Origin of the sequence: Sphingomonas kyeonggiensis (genome assembly GCF_014196745.1) — a bacterium.
Lineage (GTDB): Bacteria > Pseudomonadota > Alphaproteobacteria > Sphingomonadales > Sphingomonadaceae > Sphingomonas > Sphingomonas kyeonggiensis.
This window is the reverse complement of the sequence record NZ_JACIEH010000001.1, coordinates 587,241-599,500: the sequence shown is the minus strand read 5'-3', so window position 1 is coordinate 599,500 and position 12,260 is coordinate 587,241. Positions and strand designations below refer to the sequence as shown.

11 protein-coding genes are annotated in these 12,260 nt (G+C 68.6%); 3 read left to right on the top strand and 8 right to left on the bottom strand.

Annotation, left to right across the window (positions count from 1 at the left end; translation table 11 throughout):
• Positions 1–31: 31 nt before the first annotated feature.
• Positions 32–1,960: a TonB-dependent siderophore receptor gene (locus tag GGR46_RS02905; protein WP_183994394.1), complete on the bottom strand. Its 1,929-nt coding sequence runs from the start codon at positions 1,958–1,960 to the stop codon at positions 32–34.
• A gap of 143 nt (positions 1,961–2,103) precedes the next feature.
• On the opposite strand from GGR46_RS02905, the gene GGR46_RS02900 reads away from it, so the two are divergent.
• From GGR46_RS02900 to GGR46_RS02890, 3 genes are all read left to right on the top strand, one after another.
• Complete coding sequence (locus tag GGR46_RS02900) at positions 2,104–2,964, top strand: LytR/AlgR family response regulator transcription factor (RefSeq protein ID WP_183994392.1); 861 nt, start codon at positions 2,104–2,106, stop codon at positions 2,962–2,964.
• A gap of 107 nt (positions 2,965–3,071) precedes the next feature.
• Positions 3,072–5,087 carry an ATP-binding protein gene (locus GGR46_RS02895; RefSeq protein ID WP_183994390.1) on the top strand — a complete coding sequence of 672 codons (2,016 nt, stop codon included), beginning with the start codon at positions 3,072–3,074 and terminating at the stop codon, positions 5,085–5,087.
• Positions 5,088–5,178: 91 nt separating this feature from the next.
• Positions 5,179–7,062: a M1 family metallopeptidase gene (locus GGR46_RS02890; RefSeq protein WP_183994388.1), complete on the top strand. Its 1,884-nt coding sequence runs from the start codon at positions 5,179–5,181 to the stop codon at positions 7,060–7,062.
• Between the two features lie 97 nt (positions 7,063–7,159).
• On the opposite strand, the gene GGR46_RS02885 is transcribed toward GGR46_RS02890, so the two are convergent.
• From GGR46_RS02885 to GGR46_RS02855, 7 genes are all read right to left on the bottom strand, one after another.
• Entirely contained in the window at positions 7,160–7,816 is a 657-nt protein-coding gene (locus GGR46_RS02885) for a class I SAM-dependent methyltransferase (RefSeq protein WP_343057966.1), read from the bottom strand.
• A complete protein-coding gene (locus GGR46_RS02880) occupies positions 7,780–8,118 on the bottom strand; it encodes a DUF423 domain-containing protein (RefSeq protein WP_183996678.1) in 339 nt (112 codons plus the stop codon). The genes GGR46_RS02885 and GGR46_RS02880 overlap by 37 nt, the downstream gene beginning before the upstream one ends.
• Positions 8,118–9,899: a monovalent cation:proton antiporter-2 (CPA2) family protein gene (locus tag GGR46_RS02875; protein ID WP_183994386.1), complete on the bottom strand. Its 1,782-nt coding sequence runs from the start codon at positions 9,897–9,899 to the stop codon at positions 8,118–8,120. The genes GGR46_RS02880 and GGR46_RS02875 overlap by 1 nt, the downstream gene beginning before the upstream one ends.
• A complete protein-coding gene (locus GGR46_RS02870) occupies positions 9,899–10,324 on the bottom strand; it encodes an iron-sulfur cluster assembly scaffold protein (protein ID WP_183994384.1) in 426 nt (141 codons plus the stop codon). Before GGR46_RS02870 ends, GGR46_RS02875 begins: the two co-directional genes overlap by 1 nt.
• Before the next feature lie 42 nt (positions 10,325–10,366).
• Positions 10,367–10,939 (bottom strand): CvpA family protein, encoded by a 573-nt coding sequence (locus tag GGR46_RS02865; protein WP_183994382.1) that lies wholly within the window; start codon positions 10,937–10,939, stop codon positions 10,367–10,369.
• Positions 10,940–11,032: 93 nt separating this feature from the next.
• Positions 11,033–11,596: a lipocalin family protein gene (locus GGR46_RS02860; protein ID WP_183994380.1), complete on the bottom strand. Its 564-nt coding sequence runs from the start codon at positions 11,594–11,596 to the stop codon at positions 11,033–11,035.
• 42 nt (positions 11,597–11,638) lie between these two features.
• Entirely contained in the window at positions 11,639–12,190 is a 552-nt protein-coding gene (locus tag GGR46_RS02855) for a hypothetical protein (protein WP_246425877.1), read from the bottom strand.
• Positions 12,191–12,260: the final 70 nt, after the last annotated feature.

Here is a 12,260-nt window from a genome sequence, read left to right as displayed (position 1 = left end):
GGACCCCGGCCTTCGCCGGGGAAAAGCTTACCTAGATCTCCCCCGTCAGCGTAAGCGTAAGCGTCCGCGGCAGGATCGGCGTGATCAGCCCAGAGTTCGTCGGGTTCCAGGCGAACTTGTCCGTCAGGTTGGTCACCCGCGCGCGCAGCGTCACCGGATGGCCGTCCAGCTCGAAGGCCTGGCGCAGGCCGAGGTTGAACATCGCATAGCCCGGCAGCGACACCCGGTTCTCGCGATCGGCATAGCGCTCGCCGCGCACATTCACCCCGCCGTCCACCGTCAGCCCTTCCACGCCGGGCACCCGCCAGGTGAGATTGGCCAGCGCCGTCACTTCCGGCCGGCCGATCGGGCGCGTGCCGATCACGCCCCGGTCCACCAGCTCGCCCTCGATCTTCGCATCCAGATAGGTCGCCCCCAGCACCGCGCTCAGCCTGGGGGTGATCGGGCCCGCCAGCGACAGCTCGGCACCGCGATGGCGCACCGTGCCGACAAAGTCGAACGCGCCGCTCGCATCCAGCCCCGGTGTCGGCTTGGAGAGGTCGAACAATCCGGCGATCAGCGTCGGCCCGCCCTCGAACCGGTACTTCACCCCCAGCTCGGCCTGGCGCGAGATGGCGGCGGGCAGCACCGCGCCGCGATTGGTCGCATTGGCGGGCGCGACGCCGGCTTCCTCCAGCCCCCGCGCATAGCTGGCGAAACCGGTGAGCCGGTCGCTGACCGCCACCGACAGCGCCCCGCCATAGAGCCAGGGCCGCGTCGTCTGCTCGGTCACCCGCCCATCCACCCCGCGGATGCGCTTGGCATAGTCGACCCGCTGCGCATCGAGCCGCAGCTCGGCCAGCGATCCGATCGACAGGCGATAGCCGAGCCCGCCGGTCCATTGCCCGACATCGTCGCGCATCCGCGCCGTGCCGCGCGCGATCGCCGGCGCGGCGATCTCCGGGATGTCGTTCACATCCGCATAGGTGCCCAGCGCATAGGGAATTCCCGGGTCGCTCCGCACCATCGAATCGCGCCGACGCGCCATCGCGATGATCCGGTGGGTGAAATTGCCCGTGGTGAACTGCTTCGCGGCAGTCACCTCGCCCGAGACCGACGCCCGCGTATCCGCGCCATAGATCTGGCCGCTCTGCTGGGCCTCGCGGCCATTGCCGGTGAAGCGGAGCAGGTTGAACACGCTGCGCGAATAGGGAAGCGCGTTGCGGAACAGCGAAGCCCCGAATTTCCAGCCATCCCCCGCATCGACATCGGCAAAGGCGCCGACCAGGTCGGATTCATTGTAGCCGCGCATCCAGCGCTGGGTCCGGTTGGTCCAGCGTTCGATCTCGCGCGGGGCGCCGGCGGGATTGGCGAAGAAGGTATCGCCTTCGCGCGGGAACCAGTTGTGGCTCCATAGCCCGGTGATCTGCACGCCCGGCGCCGGCGACCAGCGCGGGACCAGGCCGACAGCAATGAAATCGCCGCCCGTCCCGTCGGTATAGCGCTGGCCGATGCCGAGCTGCAGGCCGCCGGCGAGCGAGACCTTGTCGGTCCCAGCAGCCCCGCGCAGCATTGCCACCGGGCCCGATCCGCCCCACCAGCCGGCCTCGAGCGACGCCCGCGCGCCCGCACCACCGGCCGGCAGCGTGTACTGCACCACGCCCGAGGGTGCGGCGAAATCGGTGCGCAGGCCATTGGCGCCGACCCGGATCGCGGTGCCGCCATTGAGCGGCTGGAGCATCCCCGCGACGCGGACATAATAATGGTCCTCGATCCGGTAGTTGCCCGCTGCCTGCAGATCGAAGCCGCGCACCTCGCCTTCCGAATAGAGCCCGACCTCCTCGATCCCCACGCGTCGGCCAAAAGCATCGTCGGCGGCGCGGACCACATCGCCATTGGCCGGCGGCTGGGGTGGCCTGGCGGTCTGCGCATGAACGGCGGGCGCCGCGAGAAGCGATAGACAGAATACCGAATGACGCATGACTGGAACCCTCTTCCCTGACACCCCTGTCGGCGCGGATTTGCCGCCTGGCAGGGCGGCGCGTGGAGCGGGCTGGGACGAACGGCGCATGGATGTGACGAACGGCAGTTCGCGCGCGCGCGTTCGCGGGTTATCCTGCGTGCATGGAGAGGGCGGCCAACGAGTCGATTTGGGACATTCGGGTCCCGCTGAGCGCAGCGGCGGCGCTAGCGCTGTTCACCTTCCTGCTCGGCTTCGGCATGGGCGGGATGCAGTCCGGTGCCGACAGCTTCGCCACCCAGCATCCGGACGAGGCGCGGCTCGCGCGCCTGCTCGTATGGGGCGCGATGCTCACCATTGCCTGGGCCAGCCGCAAGCCGGTGCAGGAGATGCTCCAGGCGCCCCGCCAGTCGCCGCTGCTGCTCGGTGCGCTCGCCTTCGTGCCGGTGACGCTCGCCGAGCTGGCCAGCTCGCGCTTCGCCTTCGCCATCCTGCCCTATGAGCTTTGCGGACCGCATGGCCCTGCCCTGCCGCCGTCGCTGATCAGCTTCCTGCCGCGCTCGGCGATCCTCGGCTCCACTGCGCTGCTGACGCTGATGGCCTGGGGCCGCCACCTCGCCGATCGCCGGCGCGTTCCGTACGAAGACGATTACGCCGAACCTCTGCCGATCCTGATGCCGCAGGCCATTGCCCGGTCCGAAGGCGAGCAATGGCTCGACCTGCCCGAGGCGCCGTTCCTCCGCGTGCGCGCCTGCGACGTCGCGCAGATCCGCTCGGCGGGGAACTACAGCGAGATCCTCGCCCATGGCCGCGTCCACCTGGTCCGCGCGCCGCTCTCGGAACTGGCCGATCGCTTCGCCGGGCTCGGCTTCGTCCGGGTGCACCGCCAGGTGGTGGTGAACCAGCGCCATGTCTCGCAGATCTACCGCGAGGCGGGTGGCCGCCCCGCCGTCCAGCTCCGCTGCGGCGCGATCGTGCCCCTCGGCCGCAGCTACCGGACCGCGCTCGCCGCTTTCGGCCACTGACCCGCGCTTTTCCACGGTTTTCCGGGAGCAGAATGACGCGCCCCGCGTTGGTGCATGCAACGGGCTCGATTTCGCCTGCGCAACGATAGAATCTCTTCGGGAACCGCATGGCCACCGCGATCGCACCAGCCACCACGTTCGACGCCTTTGGCGAACTGGGCCGGCTGACGTCCGCGATCAGCGACGACTCTCCCCTCGGCTCGGTCTGCTCCTGGTCGAACGCGCTCACCGCGGCAGTGCGCCTGATGCTGCCCTCGCATGCCGAGATCGTGATGTTCTGGGGCCCGGAATTCTGCGCGCTCTACAACGAGGCCTATGCGCCTACGATCGGCGACAAGCATCCGCGTGCGCTGGGCCAGTCGGCGAAGACCTGGTGGGGGGAGCTGTGGGGCGATCTGGGGCCTTTGCTCCAGGGCGTTCGCGACACCGGCGAGCCCTTCTGGGCCAAGGACCGGCCCTTCTATATCGAGCGCGACCAGGGGCGCGGCGAGACGGTCTATTTCGACATCAGCTATTCGCCGGTGTTCGACGACGACGGATCGGTCGGCGGCGTGCTGTGCATCGTCAGCGAGACCACCGCGCGCGTCCTTTCCGAGCGTGAGGCACTGGCCGACCGCACCCGGCTATGGACGCTGGCCCGCGATCCCTTCCTGATCGCCGACACCCAGGGCATCTGGCGCAACGCCAGCCCGGCCTGGACCGAGATACTCGGCTGGAGCGAGGGCGAGCTCGTCGGCCGCACCTCCGAATGGATCGAGCATCCCGACGATCGCGACCGTACCCGCGCCGAGCTCGAACGGCTCCAGCAGGGCGAGCCGACCTGGCGCTTCGAGAACCGCCTGCGCGCCCGGGACGGCAGTTATCGCTGGTTCAGCTGGACGACGGTGCCCGAGGGCGACCTGCTCTACTGCGTCGCCCGCGACATTACCACCGAGCGCGAGGCGGCGGAGGCGCTGGAGACCGCGGAGGAAGCGCTGCGCCAGTCGCACAAGATGGAGACCGTCGGCCAGCTCACCGGCGGCGTGGCGCACGACTTCAACAACCTGCTCCAGATCGTCACCGGCAATCTCGACATCCTCCAGCGCAACCTGCCCGGGGACCAGCCCCGGCTGGCGCGGGCGGCGGGTGCGGCGATGAACGGGGCGCAGCGCGCGGCGGTGCTCACCCAGCGCCTGCTCGCCTTTTCGCGCCGCCAGCCGCTGGTGCCCGAGCGGGTCGATCCCGACCGGCTGATCGTCGGCATGTCCGATCTGCTCCACCGCAGCCTGGGCGAGACGATCGAGGTGGAGATCGTCCAGGCCGGGCGGGTCTGGCCGGTCGAGGTCGATGCCAACCAGCTCGAGAACGCCCTGCTCAATCTCGCGATCAACGCGCGGGACGCGATGCCGGGGGGCGGCAAGCTGACGATCGAGACCGCGAACACCCATCTCGACAGCCATTACACGGCCCGCGACGTCGAGGTGACGCCCGGCCAATATGTGCTGATAAGCGTTTCCGACACCGGAATTGGCATGGATGCGGAAACGCTCGCTCACGTTTTCGAACCCTTCTTCACAACCAAGGAAGTCGGCCGCGGTACCGGGCTCGGCCTGTCGATGGTCTATGGCTTCATCAAGCAGTCGGGCGGGCATGTCCGCATCTATTCGGAGCCCGATCACGGCACGAGCGTGAAGATCTACCTGCCCCGCTTCCGCGGTACGACCGGGACGGCGGCACCCCAGGCGCCGGTCGAACTGGTGCCGCAGGGCAGCGTCCACGAGACGGTCCTGGTGTGCGAGGACGACGAGAATGTCCGTGCCTACACGGTCGAGGTGCTGCGCGAGCTCGGCTACCGGGTGATCGAGGCGGGCGACGGCCCCGCCACCCTCGCCGCGCTCGATGCCGAGCCGGGCAGGATCGACCTGCTGTTCACCGATGTCGTCCTGCCCCGCGGCATGACCGGCGCGGTGCTCGCCGCCGAGGCCCAGGCCAGGCGGCCCGACATGAAGGTGCTGTTCACCACCGGTTATGCCCGCAACGCGATCGTCCATCACGGCCGTCTCGATCCCGGCGTGCAACTGCTGGCCAAGCCCTTCACCTATACCGACCTGGCGGCAAAAGTCCGGGACGTGCTCGACGCGTGACCCGACGGGCGCCGACCGGCTTCGTCTATGCCTGGGCCGGCGTCGTCCACACTCAGTTGCCGTTCATCGCCGATCCGCTTAGCACTCCGCCATGCGTATCCTTCCCGCCCTCGCCGCCGCGATCGTGATCGCCGCACCCGCCGCCGCCCAGACCGGCAAGCCCGCCCCGATCCTCACCACGCCCGAAGCCAGGGACGTGTGGACCCATGCCGAGCCCGAGGCGGCGCGCGTCACCCATGTCGACCTCAACCTCGACGTGGATTTCGCGACCAAGACCCTGTCCGGCGTCGCCACGCTCGACGTGCTGGCGGCGAAGGGCGCGACCGAGATCGTGCTCGACGTCGACTATCTCGACATCGTCTCGGTCACCTGCCCCAAGGGCAAGCCGCTCCCCTACAAGATCGGCCCGCGCGAAACCGAGATCGGCCTCGGCTCGGCCCTGACCGTGCAGTTCGAGGGCAACAAGCAGATCCTGGTCCGCTACAAGACCAAACCCGGCGCCAGTGCGCTCGGCTGGCTCCCGCCCGAGCTGACCGCCGGCAAGCAGAAGCCCTATCTGTTCAGCCAGGGCCAGCCGATCAACAACCGCAGCTGGATCCCCACCCAGGACAGCCCCGGCATCCGCCAGACCTGGTCGGCGACGCTCACCGTGCCCGACGGCTTCGTCGCGGTGATGAGCGGCGATCGACTCGACGGCGACAAGGGCGAACTGGTCCCGCACCAGAAGCGCAAGTTCCGCTTCAAGATGGACCGGCCGGTGCCGCCCTATCTGATCGCGTTTGCGGTGGGCGACCTCGCCTTCAAGGCGACCGGCCCCCGCTCGGGCGTCTGGGCCGAGCCGAGCCAGCTCGATGCCGCCGCGCACGAGGTCGCCGATGTCGAGAAGATGATCGACGCGGCCGAGGCGCTCTACGGCCCCTATCGCTGGGGCCGCTACGACATGCTCGTCCTGCCGCCGAGCTTCCCGTACGGCGGCATGGAGAACCCCACCCTCACCTTTCTGACCCCGACGATCATCACCGGCGATCGTTCGAATACGGACGTGGTCGCGCACGAGCTGGCGCACAGCTGGTCGGGCAACCTCGTCACCAACGCGACCTGGTCGGACAGCTGGCTAAACGAAGGCTTCACCACCTATTTCGAGAACCGGATCATGGAGGCGGTCTACGGTAAGGAACGCGCCGCCATGTACGCCGATCTCGACTGGGACGGGCTGGTCCGCGACATCAAGGATGCCGGCGGCAATGACGCCCCGACCACCCGCCTGCACGGCGAGCCGGGCGCGACCTTTGGCCAGCTCGACTATTTCAAGGGCTCGACCTTCCTACGCACGATCGAGGCGGCAGTCGGCCGGGCGAAGTGGGACGCCTATCTGCGCTCCTATTTCGATCGCCATGCCTTCCAGCCGCAGACCACCGCCGGCTTCCTGGCGGACCTGCGCACCAACCTGATCAAGGGTGACAAGGCGCTCGAGGCGAAGCTCGAGCTCGATCGCTGGGCCTATCAAGCCGGCCTGCCCGACAATGCGGTACACGTCACTTCGGCGACGCTCGCCGCAGTCGATGCCAAGCTCGCCGCATTCAACGCCGGCGGCCCTGCCAGCGCGGTGCAGCCGACCGGCTGGGCGACCCAGCAATGGCTGCGCTTCCTCAACGGCCTGCCCCGCCAGCAGACTCCGGCCCGCCTCAAGGAGCTGGACGAGACGCTCGGCCTGTCCGCGTCGAACAACGCCTATGTCCGCTCGGCCTGGGCGGAGCTGGCGATCGCCAACCGCTACGAGCCCGCGCTGCCGAGCATCGAGGCGTTCGTGAAACGGGTCGGCCGCGGCCTGCTGATCTACCCGATCTACAGGGACCTGATGGCCCAGGGCGACTGGGGCAAGCCGATCGCGGTCCGGTTCTACGAAGGCGCCAAGGCAGGGTACCACCCGAACGCTGCAGCCGGCGTGGCGAAGATCGTGGGGGCGAACGACTGACCCTTAAACGTCATCCCCGCGAAGGCGGGATCCAGGGTAACTAAACGACGTCCATCGTGACTCTGGATCCCCGCCTTCGCGGGGATGACGATAAAATCTAGTCAAACGCGAACACCTCGCTGACCCGCAGCACGCCGCTATCCGTCTCGGCAAACCGGTACTCCGCCAGCCCCCGCAGCCTCTCCACCGGCAGCGGCGCCCGGCGGGGATCGCCGACCAGCACTGCCACGCCCGCCGCCCGGCAGCGCGTGAGAAACGGCGTGACCCGTGCCGCCGGCTCGGGATCGTAGAACACATCGCCCGCCAGGATCAGCTCCACCTCGGGCACCGGCCCCTCGGTCAGGTCGCCATGCACCAGCTCGACCGCTACGCCATTGGCCGCGGCGTTCAGCTCGGTCGCCCTAACGGCATAGGGATCGACATCCGCCGCCACCACGCTCGCCGCCCCGGCCCGCATCGCGGCGATCGCCACCAATCCCGATCCGCAGCCCAAGTCGAGCACCCGACGCCGGCGCACCGTCTCCGGCCGGTCCAGCACGAAGCGCGCCAGTGCCAGCCCGCCCAGCCAGTAATAGGCCCAGTAGGGCGAGCCGAACGCCGCGTCCTCCGCCGCCAGCCGGCCGAGCCTGCTGGCAGGCACCGCCTTGTGCAGCGCTATCTCGGGAATCCCGGGTACCGGCAGCAGCGGCAGCCGCTCCCGGATGAACGCCGCGATGTTCAGGCGGCCCGCCTCCACGCCGTCAGCGCCATGCACAGCCACCCCGCGATCAGCGCCACGCCGCCGATCGGCGTGATCGCCCCGAACCAGCGCGGCCCGCCAAAGGCCATCGCATAGAGCGTGCCGGCAAACAGCGCGCCGCCCGCCACGAACAGCCAGGGCGAGATCCGCTCGCCCATCCGCACCGCGACCAGCGCCGCGACCGCATGAATCAGCTGGTACTGCCCGCCGGTCTTGAGCCATTCGGCCGCCTGCCCGCTCGCGCCATGCGCCGCGAAGGCCCCCGCCGCCACGGCGATCGCCCCCGAAAGCGCCGCCAGCACCGTCACCAGACGCATCATCCCGAACTCTCCAGATCCACTTCGATCGCCGCCGCCCTGCTGGCATGGGTGATCATCCCGTCGATGCCGGCACGCAAATCGCCAGTCTCGCGCTGCACGTCGAGCCGGGCGTTGTCACGCTTGCGATACTCGGCCTCGGTCTTGTCGATCTCGCGCTGGTCGACGCCGACCGCCTGCATCGCCTGGCGCGCCATCATCACCGCGCTCTCGAGCAGCTCGCGCACCACGCCACCGACCGGCGCACCCTTCATCTTGATCACGCTGCGCCGGTCATAGGCACGGACGAATACCGTCGCCTTGGGGAAGGCATAGTGCACCGCCTCGAGGAATTCGGTGTCGATCTTGTCGCCGTCGTTGCAGAACAGCACCAGCTCGGCCTCTGCAGCACCCGCCTGGCGCAGCATGTCGATGCGCAGGCCGTCGCCATAATAGACCTTCATGCCGAAGTCGTTGGCGGTCTGGATCATCTCGACATCGGTATCGATGATGGTCACCGGAATGTCCTGCGACAGCAGCATCTGCGCCACGGTCTGGCCGAACCGGCCATAGCCGATGACCACCGCGTTCGAGCCCTCGTGCCGCGGCAGGTCAAGACCCGCCGCGCTCGGCGCCGGCTCGGTGCGCAGCTTCTTGGTCGCCATCATCAGGAACGGCGTGGTGGCCATGGAGAGCGTGACGATCGCGCCGAAGATGCTCGCCGCCTGCCCCTCCACCAGCATCGCCGATTGGGCCTGGGCGAACAGCACGAAGCCGAACTCGCCGCCCTGGCTGAGCAGCACGCCCAGCGCAAAGGCCTGGCGTCGCGGCATGCCGAACAACATGCCCAGTCCCATGATGATCGCGGCCTTGGCGGCGATCAGCGCCAGCGCCATGCCGATCACGAAGAAGGGCCGCTCGGCGATCGCGTGCAGGTTGAGCGTCATGCCCACCGCAAGGAAGAACAGGCCGAGCAGGATCGAGCGGAACGGCTCGACATCGGCCTCCAGCTCGTGCCGATAGGGCGAGTCCGCCAGCATCACGCCGGCGATGAAGGCGCCCAGCGCCGCCGAAAGTCCCAGCATCTCCATGATCGCAGCAGCCGCGATCACGGTGAACAGTCCGGCAAAGATGAACATCTCGCGCTCGCCGAGATTGCCGATCAGCCGGAACAGCGGGCGCAGCAGGTAGCGGCCGGCCAGGATCAGGCCGATGATCGCCGCCACCGTATAGACGCCGAGCAGCCACCCCGGCGGTCCGCCCTGGTCGTGCGGGTTGCGGGAGAGCGCGGCGACGATGGTGATCAGCGGGACGATCGACAGGTCCTGGAACAGCAGGATTGCGAAGGCGCGCTCACCGAAAGGGGTACGCAGCCGCCCCGCCGATTGCAGCAGCGGCAGCACCTGGGCGGTGGAGGACAAGGCAAGCGGCAGACCCAGGGCCAGCGCCGCGCCCATCGAGCTGCCGGTCGCGAACCACACCATGGCGGCGACCATCAGTCCGCAGATCGTCACCTGGAGCAGGCCGAGCCCGAAGATGTCGCGCCGCATCCGCCACAGCCGCCCGGGGCTCAGCTCCAGGCCAACGAGGAAGAGCAGCAGCGCGATGCCGAGCTCGGCAATGCCCATCTTGCTCTCGGCATCGCCGACCAGCCCGAGCACTTGCGGCCCGACGACCGCGCCCGCGACGAGATAGCCGAGCGTTGCACCGAGCCCCAGGCGCCGGAACAGCAGCACGAACAGCAGCGCAAAGCCGAGCAGCGGTACATATTCGCCGAGTAGCGAGGCTTCCGAATGCTCCATCAGCCCTGCGCCTTTCGCGCCGCGTCGGCCACCGCTTCGAAGGCGAGCCGGATCGCGGCATGGCGGCCGCGATGCTCGAGCGCGGGGGTGAACAGGTCCAGGCCGGGCCAGTCGGGCGGCGTCGCCCGCTCGCCGGCGAGCCACGCGGTCAGGCCGTCACGCGCCGCTTCCAGCTCCGCGAGCGTGCGGCCCGGCGCATGCGCCTCCATCAGCGCCGCGGATGCCTGGCCCAGCGCGCAGGCACGCACCACCATGCCGATCGCCGCGATCCGGCCGGCATCGTCCAGGGTCACGTCAACGGTGACGCGGCTCCCGCAGACCGGGGATCGCTTCTCGGAAGAGGCCATCGCCTCCTCCAGCCGCGCATCGAACGGCACGGAGGCCGCCAGGCGCAGGATTTCGGTGTTGTAGAGGGGCGCGTTCATTCCGCTCCCGACTTAGGGGACCGGGCCGCGATGCGCGACCCCCTATCGGGTAGAATTTGCCTCTACGCGATTGGCGACGCTGCCATTGTCGCTTTTGTCGCCGAACACCGGCTCGCCCTTGCGGCGGCGATCGACGAAATCGGCGATGCTCGCGCTGGTCGCGTTGAGCAGCGGATAGGTGGTCGACTTGGTGATCCATTGCGGCCGGTTGGCCGGGCCGCCGCTCACCGTGTCGAACAACAGCACGATCAGCAGGAAGCCGATGCTGACCAGGATCAGGCCCTTCAGCGCACCGAAGCCCAGGCCCAGCGCGCGGTCGATCGGGCCGAGGAAGCTCTCGCGGGTGCGCGATCCGATCGCGCGGGCGAGCAGCCGCCCGCCGAAATAGGTGACGCCGACCAGGATGACGAAGGCGAGTACCGCACCGCCCTGCTCGGTGCCGACCATCCCTGCCAGTCCCGCGGCGAGCGGGGTGTGGAACAGCTTGAGCGCCAGCACGATCAGGAGCCAGGCGACCAGCGCCAGCACCTCGGTGACGAACCCGCGGATGAAGCCCAGCACGGCCGACCCGCCGATGGCGAGCAGCACGATGATGTCGAGCCCGGTCAAAGTCATTGGAACACGTCCCTCCCGCGACGGGCTATGCCTCAAGCCGATCGAGAGCGGAAGCCATTCTCCCTCTCCCGCTTGCGGGGGAGGGAGAATGGCTCACCCCTGCCGGGTGATGCGCAACGCCCAGCGGTCATAGCCGAGTTCCTCGACCCGCTTCATGATCGCCTGCGCTGTGGCCGAGGAAGGCACAGCCTCGCGCGACAGCACCCAGAGGTACCGTCCGCTCGGCTCGCCGACGATCGACCATGCATAGTCGTCGCCATGGTCGAGCACCCAGTAATCGCCGGTGTAGAGCGGCCCGAAGAACGAGACCTTGAGCTTGGCGTTGGTCGCTTCGTCGGCGACGATCGCCTTGCCTTCCGAGACGCTGCGGTCGCCGTCCGGCCAGTTGTGCGTGCCGCTGTTGGTCACGCTGATCTTGCCGTCCTCGAGCAGCGCATATTCGGCGGTCACCGCGTCCAGGCCCTTCTCGAAGCGGTTCTCGTGGCGGGCGAGCTCGTACCATTTGCCGAGGTAGCGGCTCAGCTCGACCGGCTTGGCCGGCTCCGGCACCTTCTTGTTGATCACCGGCGGTCGCGTGGCGCGCGAATAGAGGAAGATGCCGCCGATCGCGGCGACTGCGACGCCCGAGGCGATGGAAATGGCAGTGGAACGCTTCATGGCCCGCACTCTGCGGCGTAAGTAGCGGAAAGGATAGCCCTCTCAATGATAGGGCTTGCAGATGCGCTCCCTGTCTTTCCACAGCGGCATGATCCGCACCCGGCGCTTGCCATAATAGCTGAGGTCCATCCACGCGCGCACCGACGCGCCCGGGCGAGTGTAGATGTCCTGGTCCCCCCAGCGCTCGTTGCCGGTCTCGCAATGCACCCAGCCCCGGCGCTGCAGGGCCTCGACCAGCCGGTAGATCTCCTCCTGCCCGCCATTCTTCCACAGAGTGAGATGGTCGAAGCCCCCCTGCCCCCTGCTGCCGATCAGGTCGACGGCGGCTTCGTACGGGCCTTGCCCCATCACGAGGACCGGGTCACGGCGGCAGCGCGCGCGGAACGCATCGATCTTGACGCATTTGGTGAAGCCGGCGCGGCGTGCATCCTCCGCGGTGCCGCTGACCGGGAGCCCGGCAAAGGCGAGCGACGATGGCGGCGTAAGTGCAGGCTCGCGGCCAGCCACGAGGATCGCCGCCATGAGCACAACGGCACACAAGGTCGGCACCAGCATTCCGGGGCGCGCCCAGTCGGCGGCCAGTTCTCGCAGCATCACGGGCTCCGGCAGTCTCTCCTGGAGACGATATTCCATCACGCCGTAAGCGATTACAACCCTATAGCGG

Bases quoted from the DNA above. Each gene is read 5' to 3' on its own strand.
- GGR46_RS02905 (WP_183994394.1), bottom strand. From the start codon at position 1,960: ATGCGTCATTCGGTATTCTGTCTATCGCTTCTCGCGGCGCCCGCCGTT.
- GGR46_RS02900 (WP_183994392.1), top strand. From the start codon at position 2,104: ATGGAGAGGGCGGCCAACGAGTCGATTTGGGACATTCGGGTCCCGCTG.
- GGR46_RS02895 (WP_183994390.1), top strand. From the start codon at position 3,072: ATGGCCACCGCGATCGCACCAGCCACCACGTTCGACGCCTTTGGCGAA.
- GGR46_RS02890 (WP_183994388.1), top strand. From the start codon at position 5,179: ATGCGTATCCTTCCCGCCCTCGCCGCCGCGATCGTGATCGCCGCACCC.
- GGR46_RS02880 (WP_183996678.1), bottom strand. From the start codon at position 8,118: ATGCGTCTGGTGACGGTGCTGGCGGCGCTTTCGGGGGCGATCGCCGTG.
- GGR46_RS02875 (WP_183994386.1), bottom strand. From the start codon at position 9,899: ATGGAGCATTCGGAAGCCTCGCTACTCGGCGAATATGTACCGCTGCTC.
- GGR46_RS02870 (WP_183994384.1), bottom strand. From the start codon at position 10,324: ATGAACGCGCCCCTCTACAACACCGAAATCCTGCGCCTGGCGGCCTCC.
- GGR46_RS02865 (WP_183994382.1), bottom strand. From the start codon at position 10,939: ATGACTTTGACCGGGCTCGACATCATCGTGCTGCTCGCCATCGGCGGG.
- GGR46_RS02860 (WP_183994380.1), bottom strand. From the start codon at position 11,596: ATGAAGCGTTCCACTGCCATTTCCATCGCCTCGGGCGTCGCAGTCGCC.
- GGR46_RS02855 (WP_246425877.1), bottom strand. From the start codon at position 12,190: ATGCTGCGAGAACTGGCCGCCGACTGGGCGCGCCCCGGAATGCTGGTG.